An 18,375-nucleotide genomic window follows, 5' to 3' on the forward strand; every position below is an offset into this window, starting at 1 on the left:
CCTATTGTTCAACGGCGGATGGACCAACGGGCCGCTGCCAGCTCCCTCGGTGTCCGGGATGCCGGACTGATGCCCGGTGCGGTGCCAACGGTCCCCGAACCCAGGATCTCCGCGGCAGCCAGTTCGGCGATGGCGGAAGAGGTCTGGAAACCGTAGCCGCCCTGTCCGGCAAGCCAGTAGAAACCGGGAGCCTCGGCGTCGAATCCCACCACCGGAACGCCGTCGGCAGCCTCCGTGCGCAACCCCGTCCAGGCTTTTGCCACGGAGCGGATGCCCAGCGACGTGATCGAATTCAGCCGGACCACGAGCTCTTCCACGTCGCCGGGCCGCGGCCGCGCGTCCTCGGGACCGCTCGGCACCGTTTCCGACGGGGAAATGAGCACCTGTTCCCCCTCGCGCCTGAAGTAGTAGGTGTCATCGGCCGCCGCCACCATGGGGGTGCCCGGCCGAAGCGGGCGCTCGACGTCGACGATGGCCGCCGTGCGCCGGAACGGCTGCAAGCCGAGCTTCTCCACGCCGCTGAGCACCGCGAGCTCGTCCGCCCAGGCACCTGCCGCGTTGACGACGACGGCGGACTGGAAGCCTTCCAGCCCGGCGCCCAATTGCCAGCCGGAACCAAGCCGTTGGGCAGAATGGACCCGGGCGCCGGTGATGATGTCCACTCCCCCGGCCTCGGCGCGCTGCCGGTGGTCTTCCAACAGCACGGGCGCATTGCAGGCGAAAGACCCCGTGTCCAGGCCGGCGGCCGTGAAGGCCCCCGGATTCAGTGCCGGGCACAGCTCAAGGGCTTCGGCGTGCGTGATGGGGTGCATGTGTCCGCTGGCTTCCGCCTTGACGGTGGCTTCGTCGCCCACCAGCATGAACGAGCGCGGTTCCAGGACCGGTACCGGCAATCCGGCGTCGCGGGCTGCCATCAGCTCCAGCGTGCGGACGGTGAGTTCCTGCACGACGGCGGGTCCATAGCTGGGGATGAGCTGCCGGGCCGAGCGGGAGGACGTGTGGTACGCCAGTGTCTGTTCGGCTTCCACGAGGGCTACCGAACACTGGCCGGCCAGCGCTGAGGCGAGCGACAACCCGGCGATTCCTCCACCGACAATTACCACATCATAATTTGCAGCCATCCCCCCATCCTGTCAGCGCGCAGGCCCAGATGCGAGTAGCGCCCGGTGCCGAACAGGGCCGGTGCCGGCTATTCCAACGCGGACGGCTTGATGCCGCTGTAGGGGGTCCACCACGTGAGCGGTTCCGTGACGGTGAAGCGCCGTCCGGAGATCGAATCCGCGGGAACCCGCACGAAATGGTCCTTCTTGCCGGATTCCCAAGGAAACAGGGGCAGCGAGAACGTGTTGATGACGTCGTCGAGCTGTTTGACGGGCGCCGCCTTGCCGTGGAGCACAACGCTCCACGCGACGCCCGTGTTGGCGTCGACGCCGTCCACCTCCATGGCCACCGGGAATTCGCCCAAGGGTCCTGAAGACGACCGTCCCCTGGTCCACGGTGTAATTGATCGGAAAAATGTCAGGGTGGTCTCCCAGCCACACGGCCAGCCTGCCGACGGACACGCCCCTCAGGAGATTCCAGCATTGCTGCGAATCCAACACTTCGGTCACGGAAGGTGCTGCATCTTTGTCCATGCTGCAGATACTAGGCCTCCTCTCCGCCTCGGGACAGGGCCTAGGCGAAGGGGTTCAGCGCAGGTATTGGAGTTCCTTGAAATGGCCGATGTAGTCGGCCAGGAGCGCTTCTGCCACCCTGACCGAGTCCACGAGCGGGTTCATGGCCATCGCCGTGTAGGCGGAGCGCCGGGAACCCGTGAGCGCAGCGTCGATGGTGGCGCGTTCCACCGCCTTGGCGTTGACGACGAGCCCGCGCGCGTAGTCCGGTAGGGGCTTGGCCGGGAGCAAGCGGGCTCCACCCGCATCCACGAGGCACGGCGCCTCGATGACGGCGTCGGCGTCGAGTTCCGCCAGGGTGCCTTTATTGGGGACATTCAGGATCAGTCGGGCCGATTCGCCCTGGCTGATGGCGCGCATGATCGCCAAGGCCACGGCCTCGTAGCCGCCGGAAACCAGGTCTTCGGCGTCGCGTTCGAACGTGCCTGCCGCGTCCCTGTTGCTCTGCATGTATGTCTCTTCGCGATCGAGCTTGGTCTTCTCCCAGAGCCTGAAAGCCGCTTTCGACGACGGGACCCCCTGGGCGGGCTCCGCACCGCCGTCGTTTGCTGCCTCGAGCCCGCTGTAGAAGGACGACTGTTGGCGCGCCAGGTAGGCGCCGCGGGTAATGTGGGCGCGCCGGTCGGCGTCGAGCGCTTCCCGCCTGAAGTAGTAGTAGTGCAGATATTCGTTGGGAACCGCACCTAGGGCTTTGATCCACGAAGCGCCGAACAGCCGGCCCTCCTCAAAGGACTCGATGGCGCCGTCGTCGGCCAGGAGCCGCGGCAAGACATCCGCACCGTCGACCACGAGCCCGCGCAACCAGCCCAGGTGGTTCAGGCCGATGTAGTCGATCTGCACGGAGCCATCCCGAAAGGCAGCCGCGCCGCGGTGGATTCCGGCTGCGAGCAAGCATCGCCTGGCCAGCCCCACCGGCGAATCGCAAATCCCCACCACCTTGTTGCCAAGGACCTGCGTCATGACCTCGGTGATGACGCCGGCCGGGTTGGTGAAGTTGATGAACCAGGCGTGCGGAGCATGCTTTTTCACCGACTCGGCGATATCCAGCACCACGGGAATGGTCCGCAAGGCATAGGAAATCCCGCCGGCACCGACGGTCTCCTGCCCGATGACACCGTGCGCCAGGGCAATCCGCTCATCGGCGGCGCGCCCCTCGAGTCCACCCACCCGGATGGCGGAGAAGATGAAGTCGGTGCCGGGCAAGGCTTCCGGCAGCGCCGTGAACGTCCTCACTGCTGGTGCGTCGGGCACCCCCTCGGCCATGTCGGCGAGGACCCTGGCCACCACGCCCAGGCGCGCGGGGTCGGCATCGAACAGCCTCAGTTCGGTGACCCGGCCGGGCCCATGGTCGGACAGCAACGCTGAATAGACCAGGGGTACCCGGAATCCCCCGCCGCCCAGGATGGTGAGGATCATGGGAACTCAGAGCCCCGCGGCTGCGCGGCTCTTCACGAAGGCCTGGACACACGCCTCGACGTCCTCGGAGCTGTGCGCGGCCGAGAGCTGCACGCGGATCCGGGCCGCTCCCTTGGGTACCACGGGGTAGCTGAACGCGGTGACGAACACTCCGTGGTGGAGCATCTCGTCGGCAACCTTCGCGGCAAGCACGGCGTCGCCGAACATCACCGGAATGATGGCGTGCTCGCCGTCGAGCAGCTCGAAGCCTTCCTCGCTCATGCGGCGGCGGAACAATGCGGCGTTCTCGAAGAGCCTGGAGCGGAGCTCGCCCGAACCCTGGACCAGTTCAATGGCCTTGATGGTGGCTGCGACGATCGCGGGGGCCAGGGAGTTGGAGAACAGGTAGGGGCGGGCCTTCTGGCGCAACATGGCGATGATTTCGCTGCGGCCGGAGACGTAGCCGCCGGAGGCACCGCCCAGGGCCTTGCCGAACGTCCCGGTGTAGATGTCGATCCTGTCGGAAACACCCGCGTGTTCCGGAGTTCCGGCGCCGGTGGCTCCCATGAAGCCGACGGCGTGGGAATCGTCCACCATGACCAGGGCGTCATGCTTTTCGGCGAGATCGCAGATGGCTTCGAGCGGCGCGAGGTAGCCGTCCATGGAGAAGACGCCGTCCGTCACGATGATCTTGCGCCGGGCCGGAGCTTCGCCGCTTGAGGCCTCGATCAGCTTGGCTTCGAGGTCAGCCATGTCCTGGTTGGCGTAGCGGAAGCGCTTGGCCTTGCTGAGCCGGATGCCGTCGATGATCGAGGCGTGGTTCAGGGAATCCGAGATGATGGCGTCCTCGGCCCCGAACAGGGACTCGAAGACACCTCCGTTGGCGTCGAAGCAGCTGGAGAAGAGGATGGTGTCCTCGGTTCCGAGGAACTGTGAGACCCGGGCTTCGAGCTCAAGGTGCAGGTCCTGGGTGCCGCAGATGAAACGGACGGAGGCCATGCCGAAGCCGCGCTCGTCCATGGCGGACTTGGCTGCGGCGATGATGTCCGGGTGGTCTGCCAGGCCCAGGTAGTTGTTGGCGCAGAAGTTCAGGACGGCGTTCGCCGGCTGGCCGAGCTGGCCTGCGGAGATGTGACTGGCCTGCGGCGAGTCGATGTGCCGTTCGGTCTTGAAGAGGCCTGCGGTGCGGATCTCTTCAAGTTCGCCCTGCAGCTGTTCTTTGATGCTTGAGTACATGGTGGCTCCTGGTACTGGGGTCTTGGGGAGGACTTTACGGTGTCTTAGAGTTCGGCGTTCTAGAGTTCAGTCCAGTCGAGGACAACCTTGCCGCCTGTGCCGGCGCGTGCGATTTCGAAGCCCTTTTCCCAGTCGGTGGCGGACAGCTTGTCCGTGACGACGGCGGAGATGTGGCTGTGCAGCACGGGGTTGGAGGACAGCATGGCACTCATGGCGTACCAGGTTTCGTACATTTCGCGGCCGTAGATGCCCTTGAGGGTCAGCATGTGGGTGACCACTTTGCCCCAGTCGATGTCGATGGACTGGCTGGGCAAGCCAAGCATGGCGATGCGTCCGCCGTGGTTCATGTTGTTGATCATCTCAGGCAGGGCCGTGGGATGCCCGGACATTTCCAGGCCGATGTCGAATCCTTCGCGCATGCCGAGCTCGAGCTGGGCATCCTTGACGCGCATCTTCGACACATCAACGGCGAGGTCCACGCCCATCTTCCGGGCGAGTTCGAGACGGGGAGCGGACACGTCCGTGATGGCGATCTTGCGGGCACCGGCGTGGCGCGCGACGGCGATTGCCATGAGTCCGATGGGGCCGGCGCCTGTGATGAGCACGTCCTCGCCGACGAGGGGGAAGCTCAGTGCGGTGTGGACGGCGTTGCCGAAGGGGTCGAAGATGGCGCCAAGCTCCGGGGTGACGGAGGGATCGTGGTGGACCCAGACGTTGGTCTCCGGAATGACAACGTATTCGGCGAAGGCGCCGTCGCGCTGCACGCCCACGGACACCGTATGGATGCACATCTGGCGGCGGCCTGCGCGGCAATTGCGGCAGATGCCGCAGACCACGTGGCCTTCACCGGAGACGCGGTCACCGACCTTGACGTCGCGGACGTCCTCGCCCACGGACACCACTTCGCCGTAGAACTCGTGTCCCGCGATCAAGGGAGTCTCGATGATGCTCTGCGCCCAAGCGTCCCAGGACTGGATGTGCAGGTCCGTTCCGCAGATACCGGTGGTCATGACGCGGATCTTGACGTCGCTGGGACCTGCCTCCGGTTCGGGCCGTTCGACGAGTTCAAAACCAGCGTGGGGACCGGACTTGTAGAGAGCCTTCATGGGTCTTCCTAACTCAAGGGATTGGGCCGTTTGTGTGCCGTTTCACTTCATTGAAGCCCCACGGACGGTTTAGCACAACTAGGTTTTTCTCAATCAACGATTTAGCATTTGCTAAATGGAAGTACATCAGCTCCAAATGCTCAGGGAACTAGGAGATCTCGGCAGTGTCAAGGCCGTGGCCGAGACGCTCATGGTCACTCCCTCGGCCGTTTCCCAGCAGCTCGCCCTCCTGCAGAAGTCGGTGGACGTGCCCTTGACCCGCAAGGAAGGCCGCGCCTTGGTGCTCACCGACGCTGGCCGGGTCCTCGCCGACGCCGGAGCCGCCGTCGTGAGCGCCATGGCCGACGCCCAGGCGGCGATCGGCGCGTACCACGACTCCCCTGGCTCCACCGTCACTGTGAGCGCCTTCCACAGTGCGGGGCAGGCTTTGTTCGCTCCGCTCGCGGCCTTGTTGACGACTGCACGCGCCGCGGGTCCGGAAAACAGCGTTCCCCGTGTGAAGCTCGCCGACGAAGACGTCGCACAGGAAGACTTTCCGGGCCTCGCCGCGCGTTACGACCTCGTGCTCGCGCACCGGATGGAGCACAGTCCCGGCTGGCCCACCGACAAAGTAGCCGTCATCCCGCTCGCCGACGAACCGCTCGACGTCGCGTTGCCTGCCGGGCACCCGCTCGCGGCGCGCCGCGAACTCAGGCCGGCCGACGTCGTCGGGCAGCCCTGGGTGACCAGCCGCGACGGATACTCCCCCGCGGACGTGCTGGCCGCCGTCGTCGCCGTCAGCGGGCGCCCGGCGGACGTCCTGCACCGCATCAACGACTATTCCACCGTGGCCTCGCTCGTGGCGGACGGTGGCGCGATAGGTTTGCTCCCGCGGTTCACCGCCCAGCGCGTCCTGGACGCCGGCGTGGTGCTGCGACCGCTCGCGGGGGTGAATTCCGTGCGCAAGATCGACATCCTGGCGAGGCCGGAGACCCTGAAACGGAAATCGGTCATGACGGTCTGCGAAGCACTACAAACCGTCATGACCGAACTCGCCGGCGGCACGCGGCGCTAGAGTTCCCGGACCCGGGCCGGCTGCCCTGCGTTGAAATACTCCACGAGCTCTTCCGGCAAGGCCGGAACCAGCTTCGCGCAACCGTCGCCGCGGAGGGAGTCGGTGGCAAGCACTCCCGCGGCCACGGCCTCCCGGGCCGCGATCGGCGAGGTCGCCGTGGTTCCCCCGTCCTTGGCGAACCGCAGGAACTCTGCGATCAGCAAGGGGTCCGCACCGCCATGGCCGCCTTCGCCGTCACGGACCAAGACCTTCTGGTCGGGCTCGGCGAAACCTGAGGTTGTCCGGGTGGTCCATACATAGATCTGATCGCCGGCCCCGTCACCGAAGTTCTCGATCCTGCCCTTGGTGCCGATCACGGTGTAGTTCCGCCAATAGTCCGGGGTGAAATGGCACTGCTGGTACGAGGCAAGCACACCGTTGTCCAGGACCATGTTCATCATCGAGATGTCCTCGACGTCGATCGTCTCAGCGAGGTCCGTCTGCTCGGTGGGGGGCCAATTGTCCACCGAAAACCAATCCCCCATCCGGCGGCCCGTGTTGTCGCGGCGGGACGCGACGTCCCCGTAGACGGCGAGATCACCGATTGCCTGCACCTTGGTGCTGTATCCCCCGGCGAGCCAGTGGATGACGTCGATATCGTGCGCGCCTTTTTGCAGCAGCAGCCCGGTGGTGTTGGCGCGCTGGGCATGCCAATCCTTGAAATAGTAGTCCCCGCCGTTTCCCACGAAGTGCCGGCACCAAACGGCCTTGACGTCACCGATGGTCCCGGCCTGGATGATGTCCCGCATCTGCACCACTACCGGCATGTGCCGCATGTTGTGGCCCACGTACAGTCGTGTCCCGGTGTCGAAGGCCGTCTGGAGGATGAGGTCGGCTGCTTCCAGCGTGACATCGAGCGGTTTCTCGCAGAAGGTGGGAATGCCCGCTTTGAGCGTCCGGACCGCGACGGCGGCGTGCTGGTTGTCCGGGGTCAGGACCAGCACCGCGTCCAGGCCGGAGGCCAACAAGACGTCCAGGTCCTCGGTGATGACCGCCGTCGGGATCTTCTCTGCTGCGTCAGCCCTGCCGCGCTCGCCCAGATCGCACACAACCGTGACTTCCGAACCGTGGCCGGGCTTGTGCGCGTGGCGCCACAGCGACGACCGCAAGCCGAATCCGACGATGCCTACTTTGAGGTCCATAAGTACTTTCCTAACTAGATAAGTTGATGCGCGGGCGGTGTTTGACCCACGCGCTGCACGATTCCCTGGTTGACCAGCTCGCGAACCCTCCGGTAGTGAAGGGGGTCGTAGCTGAAACTGTCCATAGCGAGGCTGCCGCCGGAGCCGTTCGTATCGATGAGCGCCAGCACCTCTTCGCGACCGGCCAGCTTGGCCAGGAGCGAGAGAGCCCGGTGGTCCCACATGGCCTGCGCGAACACCTTGTAACGGATCGACTCCCACGGCACCCCGTCCGGTCCCGGGTAGACCAGGAAGGCATCGCCGCCCGGGAAGGCTCCCCCGGCACACGTGTCCTTGAACGGATCGACGGTTCCCAGCGAATGGGCCGAGTTATAGAAGTTGAATCCCCAATGCAGGAACCCCGCACATTCCAGGGCGAAGAGCTGGTGGCCCAACACCCGGTTTCGCACTGAAGGCATGGAAATGAACCGGTTGGCAACGCCGGTGTCCTGCGCGACGCAGTAATAGACCCACAGGTCCTTCACGCCCGCCGCCAGGAACGGTGCCACGGCATCGCTTGCCACCATGGGATTCGGCACGGCCCCGCTGCGGTAGAACTCAAAGTCGCTCAGGGCGTCAACCACCGTCAGACCGTCCAGGAGATCCGAGACGACGCCCTTTGCCTGTTGGTACCCCGCCAGGGCCTCGGCGCCCTCCGGTTCATCGGATATGTGGAAAATGACCCGGTCAAGCGACCAGTGCTCCGCCAGGAAGGAACGCAGGGCCGGCAGCAGTTCGGCCATGAGCTCCCGGTACGAGGACGACGTCGACGGCACGTCCCAGCCAAACCGCCGCTCCAGGCCTTCCGCGGTTTCGACATAGATCGCCGGAGTCGCTTTGGCCCCCCCTTGGGTAAACAAGTGGGCGATTTCCAGGTACTCGATGCCGTGTTTGGCGCAAAGGCCAACCCAGCGCTCCAGCCTGCTGAAATCAAAGTGGTAGCCGGAATCATCGCGGATCCGGATCAGTTGGGTGGCCAGCCGCGTTCCCCCGATGGCCGTGTCCAGCGGAGGGGTCCATGTGGGTGTCAGCAGCGAGTTGGCGCCCATCCTTGCCGCGGACCCCATGAAGGCATCGATGATCGACCAATGCTGCTCACTGAAGACCTCGACGCCGTAATGGCTCGCCAGGCCGTCGCAGTGGAACCAATGGGCGTTCACGATCTCCAGTTCCGGGGCGTGCGTATGCACTACAGTGACGCAGATGTGGGTGGCGAAGAGCGTGTTGCCTTCCGCGTCCCGTACCGAGATCCCGAGTTCATGCTCACCGGCGTTCTCCGCGGATGGCACCACGAAGTCGATCCATGCGGAGGTCCATTGCCCGTAGAGGGGCTTGATCATCCCGTCCGGGGCTGGCCGCAATAGGTCCGGATACAGTCCGGGGGTGTCGCGGTGGTAACCGGCATCATGCTCCGGGAATGCCGCCAATGAACATGGCACCAGCTCAACTTGAGAAATGGAGGTAAATCCTGCCGCCGGACCGTTGACTGAGACTTCCAACGCCCCCGACAGCCGGAAGTCGTGCTTCATGGGCGGCCGGAGGGCCACCTGGACCGAGGCGGTCTCGCCGGGGAAAACGGACATCGGAATGGTCCTGTCGAACGGCCGGGGTGGAGCGTCCGGGTAGACCTTTTCCAGGGCATCCACGAGCACGAACGACCAACCGTCTTCCGGGGCCGGGTTCTGTTCCGTCAAGGCTGCGGTCCTTTCCTAAGTGAGTGTCTACGTGGGTGTCCACGTGAGTCCACGTGAGTCCCTACTTGAGTCCGGAGCGGCCGATGCCCGCCATGACACGCTTCTGCATGAGCAGGAACATGATCAGGATCGGCGCCATGGCCATGAGCGATGCTGCCATGAGGATCGGGTAATTGTTGGCGTGCTCACCCTGGAGGTTCGAAAGCCCGACGCTCAACGGTGCGGCGTTCGCCGTCGACGTCACCACCAAAGGCCACAAGAGGTCATTCCAGGACCACAGCACAGTGATGATGACGAGGGCCCACAGGCCATTGGCCGCGAGTGGCAGCATCACGCGGAAGAAGATCTGGAATGGATTGGCGCCGTCGAGCCGTGCCGCGTCTTCGAGTTCGTCCGGGAGCCCCATGAAGAATTGGCGCATCAGGAACAGGCCGAAAGCGCTGAAGATGCCCGGAGCCACGATGCCGGCAATGCTGTTCAGCCACCCCAGGTTTTGGATGATCTGGTACTGCGGGATCAGGAACAACTGGGACGGCACCATGATGATCGACAAGACGACGGCCAGGACGAGCCCCTTGAACCGGAACTGCATCCGCGCAAAGGCGTAGCCCGCCATCGAGCAGAGAAGCACTTGCCCGATCACCCGGATCACGGTGATTGCTACTGTCACCCAGAGCTGTGAACCGAAATTCATGGAGGTGAAGACGTCCACGAAGTTGTGCCACTGGACAACGCTGGGCCACAGCGTGGGCGGCGTGCTTTGGACTTCTGCGTTCGTCGAAAGCGACATGACGATCTGGTACAGGAGCGGCGAGATCATGGCCAAACCGCCAATGCCCAGTACACAATGTGCCAGCACGTTCGAGCCTTGCTTGCCGCCCTTGGTGCCGCCTCGGCTCTTGCCGTTGCCGCCCTTGGTGCCGCGGCTTGAGGGTCCCGGTGGTTTGCCCCCGGCGCGAGAGGGGCTGAATGCAGCTGTTCCGCTCTGCCGCGATTCGACGCCGCTTTTTGTTGAGAGCATCGATTCAGACATAGTTGACCCACCTCTTCTGGATGCGGAATTGGAAAGCGGTCAGAAGAGCGATGATCAGCAGGATCAAGATGCCGATGGCTGCCGCATAGCCCTTGTCGTTCTGCAGGAAGGCCTGGTTGTAGAAGATGTACACGAGGCTTTGCGTCTGCGGCATGGCCAGGTTCGCTTTCCCCATCATCACGTACAGCAGATCGAACAGCTGGAAACCGCTGATGACGGTGACGATCGTGACGAAGAAGATGCTGGGCGTCAACAGCGGAACGGTAATGCTGAAGAATTGGCGGACCCGGCTGGCCCCGTCCATCTCCGCGGCTTCGAAGAGCTCCCGCGGAATCTCGCGCAGTCCCGCGCTGATGATGATGAGGTTGAATCCCAGCGACATCCAAAGCCCCACGGTAGCCACGGCAAGCAGCGCGAACCCCGGCGTCGATGTCCAGTAGGGGCCCTGGATCCCGAACAAGCCCAGGAACCAGTTGATGGGTCCGAAGTCACCGTTGTAGATCAACCTCCATACGATCCCGACGGCGGCCGGCATGGTGATGTAGGGAATGAAGTACAGCGTCCGGTACAGGGCCGCGAAGCGCAGGCCGGGACGCTCGATCAAGGACGCAAGGATGACCGCGATGGGAATTCCCAGCAGCACGACCACCGTGTAGACCAGCGTATTGACGATTGACTGCGGAATGGTGGAATCCGCGAACATCCGCACATAGTTGTCCAGGCCGATGAACTTGGTTCCGCCGAAGACTCCCCACTTGGTGAAGCTGTAGTAGAACGTCTGGACGATCGGCCAAAGGTAGAACACGCCGATGCCCGCGACAGTGGGCACCACGAACAACCATGGCCACCAGCCATCCGATTTCGATTTTCCTTTGCGGCGATGCCCCGCTGGTAGGGCTGCACGGACGCCCTTGGCTGCCGGCGTCAGGGTCTGGGCTTTCATGATTCTTTGGCCAGGGCGGCATTCATCTGGCTGGCAAGGTCCTTTGCGACGTCGGCAACCGGCTTGGTCCCGGCGAACGCCTGCGGCAGCAGGGTGTTCTCGAGTTCGTTCCAGGCGGCTGTATTGGCCGACGCCGGGTGGGGCGAGGCATCCTTGGCCAGGTCAAGGAAGACGCTGAGGTCAACGGAGGGAACAGACTTTACCCAGGCGTCCTGGGTGCCGTTGAAGGCCGGGATGACGGTTCCCGTTTCCGCCTGGATCTTGGCAGCATCCTGGGTTCCCAGGAAGGCCACGAATGCCTGCGCCGCGGCAGGGTTCTTCGCATTGGCGGGAATCACGTTGGCAAGTCCGTGGATCACGCTCTGGTTGCTCTTCGGCCCCTTCGGGAGGCTGACAATGCCCAGATCGTCACCGAGTGCCTTTTGGGCCGGCCCGACGGTCCAGGAACCGTCCATGGTCATAGCCAATTTCCTGGACGTGAACATGTCGCTCGAGGAGGTGTCCGTCAATTGCTGCATCGAGGGCGAAACCCCGGACTCGATCAGGTCGCGCCAGAACTGGAGGCCGGCGATTGATCCGGCGGAGTCGTATCCGGACTTCTTGCCGTCGGTCGAGATGATGGTCCCGCCGGCTTCGATCATCGTGTTGTAGTAGCTGGTCTGGCCACCCGTGAGGTCGCCGGCATAGCCGTAGATGCCTTTGCCCTGGTAGAACTTGGATAGTTTCGCGCCGGCGGATTTCACGTCGTCCCACGTCCAGGTGGACGTCGGTTCGGACACGCCGGCCTCCTTGAAGAGGGCCTTGTTGTAGAAGAGCGCACTGGTGTCGAAGTCCTTGGGGACCCCGTAGAACGCCCCGTTGACGGTGTACAAATCCACGAGTGCCTTGGGGTAATTGGCCGTGTCCACTGCTTTGCCGGACACCAGGCCGTCCAGGGACAACAGCTGGTTGTTTTGCGCGTAAAGCTTGATGTGCGGGCCGTTCATCCAGAAAACGTCCGGAAGGGTGTTGCTGCTTGCCTGGGTTTGGATCTTCGTCCAGTAGGCCGAGCCCTTGGACGGCGTGACGTCGATGGTGACTTTGATGTTCGGGTATTGCTTGTTGAATTCGGTCACGATCTTCTGCATCGCGGGCTTTTGCGCAGCGTCCCAGATGGCGTAGCTCAGCTCCGCGCTCAGGTCCTTCGCGGGAGCAGCGTAGGCGGCCTTGGCTGCGCTGCCCCCTGCGGCACTGTTCCCGCCGCAGGCAGCGAGCGAAACGACGGCGGCACCGGCAGCCGCAAAGGAAAGGAATGACCTGCGGGTCACGTTGTGGTTCATAAGAATTCTCCGATGTCTTGGTCAGAAGACCGACGGTCCTTCGGGGCGGGCCCGCATTCGGCGAACAGCCAACCCAACTGGTGTTGTGCAGTTGATCACATCATGTTAATCGTTTAAAGGCAAGATTTCGAATGATCTTTTCTTAACTTTTTCGGGCACAAAACGTCACCAAAGTGCATGGAGGGCGGTTAGAGCGATCACCGGGCGCATGCCTCGACCTGCCAAAGGGACAGCCCCGGCTCACGCCGGGAGCGTCGGGTTTCTCATCGGAGAGTCGGATTCACGCCGAGGGCGCTGAGTCCCTCACGATGAGCTTCCACGGGAATTCCAGAATGCCGGCAGGCACATCGGGATTCTCTGCGCGGTCGAGCAGGAATGCGGCCAAGCCATCGAAAAAGCCCTCAGGACCAACGGTGGTCAACGACGGCGTCATGCGCTCGCCTTCCGTGGTGTTGCCGATCCCGATCACTTCGACGTCTTCCGGAATGCGGAGTTGCAGGCGTTGGGCCGCATGGATGGCTGCGATCGCGGCGAAGTCGGTGGTCGCATAGATCGCGGTCGGTCGGTCCGCACGCTGCAGGAGCCGAAACGCTGCGTCGAACGCGCTGAGTCCGTCGCGGTCATACGCCTCGACGTAGTCGTCCCGGTACTCCAAACCAGCCTTGGCAAGGCCGCGGGTGTAGGCACCCAAGCGGATGTCCAGGGTGCTCATCGACGGTGCCGATGAGATCAGGCAAGCCACGCGGCGGTGCCGCGCGGTGAGGTGCTCCACTGCCAGATCGCACGACGAACCAACCACCGGCCGCACGACGTCGAATCCCTCAGGTTCCATGGTGTCGCTGAAGACCACAAGGCGCTGCAACCTTGCCGCGTGTGCCAGCAGTTCGACATCGCCGGGCTCGTCGGCGCCGTCGATGAATGTCACGTCCGCGTTTTGCCGTTTGAGGGCCACCCGCCAGTCGGTATCGGCCAGGATCATCGGCGTAATGCCTCGTCGGGCCGCAGCCGTACCAACAGCGCGGCTCACATCCAATGCCCACGGATCCGAGATCATGGTGAGCGACAACATGAGCAGGTTCGTTCGTCCGGTGCGGATTGCCCGTGCCGATTGGTTGGGGCGATATCCGAGGGCGAGGGCAGCCTCTTGAACCCGAAGCACGGTAGCTGGTGCCACCCCGGAACCGCTCCTGCTGCCGTCTTTGCCGCTTCTGCCTGAAAGCACATAGGACACGGTCGCCGTCGAGACCCCGGCTGCCGCCGCCACGGACTTGATCGTGGGGCGCATTCGTCTCCTTCGTGGCTAAGCCGCCGGACCACGGGCGTGGTGCGGCGGTAGTAGCATCATAGCCAGACGAGCGGGCGCAGGGTCAGCTCGAACAGCGTTCAGGAAGAGACGCTCCCGGAGCCCAACCGCCGTCCGCCATCACTGGGCGCAGCAGGCAAGGTACCTGCGATAATGCGTGTGGCCGTGACTGTGGTGCCGCTCTTCGTGCCGGAGACTGCTACAGTGTCGCCCGTCTTCAGGTCGGTGGCCTTGATGGTTTGGGGCGATGGCCGCCGGCCTTGCGTGCCCGTTCCGGAAGCGGGGAGCTTGACGATGGTGGTCGACGATGTGATCGCGTAGCTCTGCGTGAAGCCGTCCTCGCTCTTGACGGAAATGCTCGAATCGCTGACGGACTGCACGGTGCCTCGCTGCGACACGAGCGTCGTGTAGCTGCCGTCCTTGTTCTTGACCGTGAACTCACCGTGGATCCCCGGACCTGCGATGCCGCGGGGAAGCACGGGGAACGGCCTGGCCTTGCCGGGCGACGGCGTGGCGGGCGACGTAGCCCCGGGCGACGGCGTGGCGGGCGACGCCGTACTTGTCGGCGTCGCGCTTGCCACGTACGCGGGGATGATCTGGCCGGCAGCCCAGACTGCGGCCACACCACCGCCGCTCAAGACGACGGCAATACCGCCGGCGATGAGGGCCTTACGAACCCCCGGAGTCATGGTGGACATGGCCGAATCCTTTCTCCGCTCCTCCCCGGGCCGGTAAGGGGCGGGCAGCAAAGAACTGATGACTCCATGATGACGCTTGAAGCTGTGTGGGGGCTGTGGATCCAGACACAACTGAGTCGCAGTTGTTGTCGTTTTGACGGCTCAGAACGACATTAACTGCGACCCAGTTGGGTGAGGCGCGGGTGGTCAGCCTTCGACGCCGAGCCGCTCCAGGATCAGCTGCTTGACGCGTCCCGCGTCGGCCTGCCCTCGGGTGGCCTTCATGACTCCGCCGACGATCGCACCGATGGCCTGAAGCTTGCCGCCGCGGATCTTCTCCGCAACGTCGGGCTGGGCCGCCAGTGCGGCGTCGATCGCTTCCAGCAGGGGGCCGTCGTCGGACACGACCGCGAGGCCGCGCTTCTCCACGATCTCGGCCGGGGTGCCCTCGCCGGCGAGGACGCCGTCGAGCACCTGGGAAGCCATCTTGTTGTTGATCTTGCCGCCCTCGACGAGCTTGTTGAGCTCCACGATGGTTTCCGGCGTGACGCCGAGTTCGGAAGGATCGACGTCGGCCGTCTTGGCGCGTCCGACGATCTCGCCCATCCACCACTTGCGGGCCACGGAGGCGCTGGCACCGGCGGCGATGGTCTCCTCGATGGAGTCCATGACGCCGGCGTTCACGACGTCGCGGAACTCGAGGTCCGAATAGCCCCAGTCGGCCTGGAGCCGCTTGCGGCGCGCCGCGGGCGGCTCGGGCAGCGTGGCGCGGAGTTCTTCGACCCATTCGCGGGATGCCAGGACCGGAACGAGGTCCGGCTCCGGGAAGTAGCGGTAGTCGTCGGCGTCGGACTTTGCGCGGCCCGACGTCGTCGTGCGCGTGTCCTCGTGCCAGTGGCGCGTTTCCTGGATGACCGGCTCGCCGGAGTCCAGGACGGCTGCGTGGCGCTGGATTTCGTAACGGACGGCGTGCTCGACGGCGCGCAGCGAGTTCACGTTCTTCGTTTCGGAACGGATGCCGAAACGTTCGCGGCCGTGCGGGCGCAGCGAGACGTTGGCGTCGCAGCGGACGTTGCCGCGTTCCATCTTGGCGTCGGAAACGCCGAGGTTCTTGACGATTTCGCGTACTGCGGCCACGTAGGCCTTGGCGAGCTCAGGTGCCCGGCTACCCGCGCCCTCGATCGGCTTGGTGACGATTTCGACGAGTGGAACACCGGAACGGTTGTAGTCCACCAACGAATAGTCGGCGCCCTGGATGCGACCCGTGGCGCCACCCATGTGGGTCAGCTTGCCGGCGTCCTCCTCCATGTGCGCGCGCTCGATCTCGACGCGGAACACAGTGCCGTCCGAGAGCTCGATGTCCAGGTAGCCGTCGTACGCGATGGGCTCGTCGTACTGGGACGTCTGGAAGTTCTTCGGGGTGTCCGGGTAGAAGTAGTTCTTCCGGGCGAAGCGGCAGGACTCGGCGATCTTGCAGTTCAGGGCAAGGCCGATCTTGATGGAAGACTCTACCGCCGTCTTGTTCACCACGGGCAGGACGCCGGGCATGCCAAGGTCAACCTCGTTGACGTTGGTGTTCGGCTCGTCGCCGAAGACATTCGGAGCGGAGGAGAACATCTTGGTCTTGGTGTTGAGCTCCACGTGGACCTCGAAGCCAAGGACGGGGTCGTACTTCTCCATGGCCTCTTCGAAGCTGAGGATGGCGTCGGTAGACATCAGTTGGAACCTCCGGCGGTGTTGAATGCGGTACCGAGACCTGCGTTTTTCAATTCAGGTGCCTTCGCCAACAGCGGGCCACCCCACTTCTCTTCAAGCAAGGATTCAAGGACAGCGCCCACGCGGTACAGGCGGGCGTCCTCGCGGGCAGGCGCCAGCAGCTGGATGCCTACGGGCAGGCCGTCTTCGTCGGCCAGGCCGCCAGGCAGGGACAAGCCCGGGATACCGGCCATGTTCGCCGGGATGGTGGCGACGTCGTTGAGGTACATGGCCAGCGGATCGTCCAGCTTCTCCCCCAGCTTGAAGGCCGTCGTGGGAGCCGTCGGCGAAATCAGGACGTCGGCCTGCGCGAACGCGGCGTCGAAGTCGCGCTGGATGAGCGTGCGGACCTTCTGCGCCGAACCGTAGTAGGCGTCGTAGTAGCCGGCGCTCAGGGCGTAGGTGCCCAGGATGATGCGGCGCTTGACCTCATCGCCGAAACCGGCGGCGCGAGTGGCACCCATGACACGTTCGATCGTCATGGGACCGTCCTTGGGCAGGACACGCAAGCCGTAGCGGACGCCGTCGAACTTGGCCAGGTTGCTGGAGACCTCGGACGGCATGATCAGGTAGTAGGCGCCCAGCGCGTACTTGAAGTTGGGGCAGGAAACCTCGACGATTTCCGCGCCGGCCTCCTTGAGCAACTCAAGGGACTCGTTGAAACGGTTCTCAACGCCGGCCTGGTAGCCCTCGCCGTGGAGTTCCTTGACGATGCCGATCTTCATGCCCGTGACGTTGCCCGTCTTGGCTGCGGCAACGAGCGTGTCGAAGGGGTCCGTCAGCGAGGTGGAGTCGAAGGGGTCGTGTCCACCGATGACTTCCTGCAGCAGGGCCGAGTCCAGCACGGTCCGCGAAACCGGGCCGATCTGGTCCAGCGACGACGCCATGGCAATGGCGCCGTAGCGGGAAACGGCACCGTAGGTGGGCTTCATGCCGACCGTGCCGGTGACGGCGCCAGGCTGGCGGATGGATCCGCCGGTGTCCGTGCCGAGGGCCAGCGGAGCTTCGAAGGCCGCGACGGCGGCCGCGGAGCCACCGCCCGAGCCGCCGGGGATGCGGTCCAGGTCCCACGGGTTGCGGGTGGGGCCGTACGCCGAGTGTTCCGTGGAGGAACCCATGGCGAATTCGTCCAGGTTGGTCTTGCCCAGGATGGGCATCTTCGCTGCGCGCAGCTTCTTGATGACGGTGGCGTCGTAGGGGCTGTGCCAGCCCTCGAGGATCTTGGAGCCGGCCGTGGTGGGCTGGCCGATGGTGACGATGAGGTCCTTGACGGCGATGGGTACGCCGGCGAGTTCGTGCAGCGCTTCGGCTTCGGCACCTCCGGCGGCGCGTATCGCGTCCACCTCGGCGGCTACGGCGAGCGCCTCTTCAGCATTGACGTGCAGGAATGCGTTGACTTGCCCGTCAACGTCGGCAATCCGGTCCAAGTACGCCTGGGTGACCTCGACGGACGTGACCTCGCGCGCGGCCAGCTTGGCGGCCAGCTGAGCCGCGGACAAGCGGATGAGTTCGGAGTTGTTCAATTCAGTCATTCGCTTAGTCCTCATCCAGGATTGCCGGAACCTTGAAGCGGCCCTCGAAGGAATCCGGAGCCCCGGACAGCGCCTGTTCGGCCGTGAACGTGTGGCCCACAACGTCTTCGCGGAACACGTTGTTCAACGGAATCGGGTGGGACGTAGCCGGGACATCGTCCCCGGCGGCTTCGCTGACGGACTTCACCGAATCGACGATGACGGCGAGCTCGCCCGCCATCCTGTCCAGCTCTTCGGCACTCATTTCAATGTGAGCCAGACGCGCAAGATGCGCGACGTCGTCACGGTTGATCGCAGCCATGGATCTCCCCTGCAAAGTTCAAATGGTTTTCCGGACTAGTCTACGTGGGTTGGACGACGAACAACGCGGGGTCACTTACGGCCCATCCGGAGGTCCCGAATGGGCCGTAAGTGACCCCGCGTTGCTGGGTGCTT

At 64.3% G+C, this 18,375-nt stretch carries 16 protein-coding genes and 1 pseudogene; 1 reads left to right on the forward strand and 16 read right to left on the reverse strand.

All coding sequences use genetic code 11. The annotated features are described in order from the left end of the window. Positions 1–8: 8 nt before the first annotated feature. The 6 genes and pseudogenes from VLA65_RS00150 to tdh form a co-directional block, all read right to left on the reverse strand. A complete protein-coding gene (locus VLA65_RS00150) occupies positions 9–1,121 on the reverse strand; it encodes an NAD(P)/FAD-dependent oxidoreductase (protein ID WP_332601462.1) in 1,113 nt (370 codons plus the stop codon). Positions 1,122–1,189: 68 nt separating this feature from the next. Beyond that, positions 1,190–1,465, reverse strand: coding sequence for a pyridoxamine 5'-phosphate oxidase family protein (locus VLA65_RS21950; protein ID WP_442880120.1), 276 nt, complete (start codon positions 1,463–1,465; stop codon positions 1,190–1,192). A 61-nt stretch (positions 1,466–1,526) separates the two neighbouring features. After that, positions 1,527–1,634, reverse strand: a pseudogene (locus VLA65_RS21955) (pyridoxamine 5'-phosphate oxidase family protein); the annotation flags it as partial. 54 nt (positions 1,635–1,688) lie between these two features. Beyond that, positions 1,689–3,089 carry a 6-phospho-beta-glucosidase gene (locus VLA65_RS00160; RefSeq protein WP_332601463.1) on the reverse strand — a complete coding sequence of 467 codons (1,401 nt, stop codon included), beginning with the start codon at positions 3,087–3,089 and terminating at the stop codon, positions 1,689–1,691. A gap of 6 nt (positions 3,090–3,095) precedes the next feature. Beyond that, the gene (locus VLA65_RS00165; RefSeq protein WP_332601464.1) at positions 3,096–4,304 is read right to left on the reverse strand and encodes a glycine C-acetyltransferase; all 1,209 of its coding nucleotides are present in this window, start codon (positions 4,302–4,304) and stop codon (positions 3,096–3,098) included. 59 nt (positions 4,305–4,363) lie between these two features. After that, on the reverse strand, positions 4,364–5,410 hold the full coding sequence (gene tdh, locus VLA65_RS00170) for an L-threonine 3-dehydrogenase (RefSeq protein WP_284989759.1): 1,047 nt from the start codon (positions 5,408–5,410) through the stop codon (positions 4,364–4,366). A gap of 115 nt (positions 5,411–5,525) precedes the next feature. Here tdh and VLA65_RS00175 point away from each other — a divergent pair, with 115 nt between their 5' ends. Beyond that, on the forward strand, positions 5,526–6,464 hold the full coding sequence (locus VLA65_RS00175) for a LysR family transcriptional regulator (protein ID WP_284989760.1): 939 nt from the start codon (positions 5,526–5,528) through the stop codon (positions 6,462–6,464). Here the strand turns inward: VLA65_RS00175 and VLA65_RS00180 are convergent. The 10 genes from VLA65_RS00180 to gatC all read right to left on the reverse strand — a co-directional run bounded on the left by VLA65_RS00180 (position 6,461) and on the right by gatC (position 18,241). Next, positions 6,461–7,645, reverse strand: coding sequence for a Gfo/Idh/MocA family protein (locus tag VLA65_RS00180; RefSeq protein ID WP_332601465.1), 1,185 nt, complete (start codon positions 7,643–7,645; stop codon positions 6,461–6,463). The genes VLA65_RS00175 and VLA65_RS00180 overlap by 4 nt on opposite strands. Positions 7,646–7,659: 14 nt before the next feature. After that, entirely contained in the window at positions 7,660–9,378 is a 1,719-nt protein-coding gene (locus tag VLA65_RS00185; protein WP_332601466.1) for a DUF4091 domain-containing protein, read from the reverse strand. Between the two features lie 61 nt (positions 9,379–9,439). After that, a complete protein-coding gene (locus tag VLA65_RS00190; protein WP_332601467.1) occupies positions 9,440–10,411 on the reverse strand; it encodes a carbohydrate ABC transporter permease in 972 nt (323 codons plus the stop codon). Continuing rightward, positions 10,404–11,354, reverse strand: coding sequence for a carbohydrate ABC transporter permease (locus VLA65_RS00195; protein WP_284989764.1), 951 nt, complete (start codon positions 11,352–11,354; stop codon positions 10,404–10,406). The genes VLA65_RS00190 and VLA65_RS00195 overlap by 8 nt, the downstream gene beginning before the upstream one ends. Beyond that, complete coding sequence (locus VLA65_RS00200; RefSeq protein WP_332601468.1) at positions 11,351–12,673, reverse strand: extracellular solute-binding protein; 1,323 nt, start codon at positions 12,671–12,673, stop codon at positions 11,351–11,353. Before VLA65_RS00200 ends, VLA65_RS00195 begins: the two co-directional genes overlap by 4 nt. Positions 12,674–12,953: 280 nt before the next feature. Further along, positions 12,954–13,958 carry a LacI family DNA-binding transcriptional regulator gene (locus VLA65_RS00205; protein ID WP_332601469.1) on the reverse strand — a complete coding sequence of 335 codons (1,005 nt, stop codon included), beginning with the start codon at positions 13,956–13,958 and terminating at the stop codon, positions 12,954–12,956. 98 nt (positions 13,959–14,056) lie between these two features. Further along, complete coding sequence (locus VLA65_RS00210; RefSeq protein WP_332601470.1) at positions 14,057–14,674, reverse strand: hypothetical protein; 618 nt, start codon at positions 14,672–14,674, stop codon at positions 14,057–14,059. Positions 14,675–14,860: 186 nt separating this feature from the next. Further along, positions 14,861–16,369 carry an Asp-tRNA(Asn)/Glu-tRNA(Gln) amidotransferase subunit GatB gene (gatB, locus tag VLA65_RS00215; protein WP_284989768.1) on the reverse strand — a complete coding sequence of 503 codons (1,509 nt, stop codon included), beginning with the start codon at positions 16,367–16,369 and terminating at the stop codon, positions 14,861–14,863. Further along, the gene (gene gatA, locus VLA65_RS00220; RefSeq protein WP_306961319.1) at positions 16,369–17,940 is read right to left on the reverse strand and encodes an Asp-tRNA(Asn)/Glu-tRNA(Gln) amidotransferase subunit GatA; all 1,572 of its coding nucleotides are present in this window, start codon (positions 17,938–17,940) and stop codon (positions 16,369–16,371) included. The genes gatB and gatA overlap by 1 nt, the downstream gene beginning before the upstream one ends. Positions 17,941–17,944: 4 nt before the next feature. Continuing rightward, the gene (gatC, locus tag VLA65_RS00225; RefSeq protein ID WP_184736130.1) at positions 17,945–18,241 is read right to left on the reverse strand and encodes an Asp-tRNA(Asn)/Glu-tRNA(Gln) amidotransferase subunit GatC; all 297 of its coding nucleotides are present in this window, start codon (positions 18,239–18,241) and stop codon (positions 17,945–17,947) included. Positions 18,242–18,375 lie beyond the last annotated feature (134 nt).

This window comes from Arthrobacter sp. S2(2024) (assembly GCF_036662515.1).
Taxonomy (GTDB): domain Bacteria; phylum Actinomycetota; class Actinomycetes; order Actinomycetales; family Micrococcaceae; genus Arthrobacter.

What these genes read in the sequence shown, in the direction of transcription:
- VLA65_RS00150 (WP_332601462.1), bottom strand. Translation starts at nt 1,121, where the DNA reads ATGGCTGCAAATTATGATGTGGTAATTGTCGGTGGAGGAATCGCCGGG.
- VLA65_RS00160 (WP_332601463.1), bottom strand. Translation starts at nt 3,089, where the DNA reads ATGATCCTCACCATCCTGGGCGGCGGGGGATTCCGGGTACCCCTGGTC.
- VLA65_RS00165 (WP_332601464.1), bottom strand. Translation starts at nt 4,304, where the DNA reads ATGTACTCAAGCATCAAAGAACAGCTGCAGGGCGAACTTGAAGAGATC.
- tdh (WP_284989759.1), bottom strand. Translation starts at nt 5,410, where the DNA reads ATGAAGGCTCTCTACAAGTCCGGTCCCCACGCTGGTTTTGAACTCGTC.
- VLA65_RS00175 (WP_284989760.1), top strand. Translation starts at nt 5,526, where the DNA reads ATGGAAGTACATCAGCTCCAAATGCTCAGGGAACTAGGAGATCTCGGC.
- VLA65_RS00180 (WP_332601465.1), bottom strand. Translation starts at nt 7,645, where the DNA reads ATGGACCTCAAAGTAGGCATCGTCGGATTCGGCTTGCGGTCGTCGCTG.
- VLA65_RS00190 (WP_332601467.1), bottom strand. Translation starts at nt 10,411, where the DNA reads ATGTCTGAATCGATGCTCTCAACAAAAAGCGGCGTCGAATCGCGGCAG.
- VLA65_RS00195 (WP_284989764.1), bottom strand. Translation starts at nt 11,354, where the DNA reads ATGAAAGCCCAGACCCTGACGCCGGCAGCCAAGGGCGTCCGTGCAGCC.
- VLA65_RS00200 (WP_332601468.1), bottom strand. Translation starts at nt 12,673, where the DNA reads ATGAACCACAACGTGACCCGCAGGTCATTCCTTTCCTTTGCGGCTGCC.
- VLA65_RS00205 (WP_332601469.1), bottom strand. Translation starts at nt 13,958, where the DNA reads ATGCGCCCCACGATCAAGTCCGTGGCGGCGGCAGCCGGGGTCTCGACG.
- VLA65_RS00210 (WP_332601470.1), bottom strand. Translation starts at nt 14,674, where the DNA reads ATGTCCACCATGACTCCGGGGGTTCGTAAGGCCCTCATCGCCGGCGGT.
- gatB (WP_284989768.1), bottom strand. Translation starts at nt 16,369, where the DNA reads ATGTCTACCGACGCCATCCTCAGCTTCGAAGAGGCCATGGAGAAGTAC.
- gatA (WP_306961319.1), bottom strand. Translation starts at nt 17,940, where the DNA reads ATGACTGAATTGAACAACTCCGAACTCATCCGCTTGTCCGCGGCTCAG.
- gatC (WP_184736130.1), bottom strand. Translation starts at nt 18,241, where the DNA reads ATGGCTGCGATCAACCGTGACGACGTCGCGCATCTTGCGCGTCTGGCT.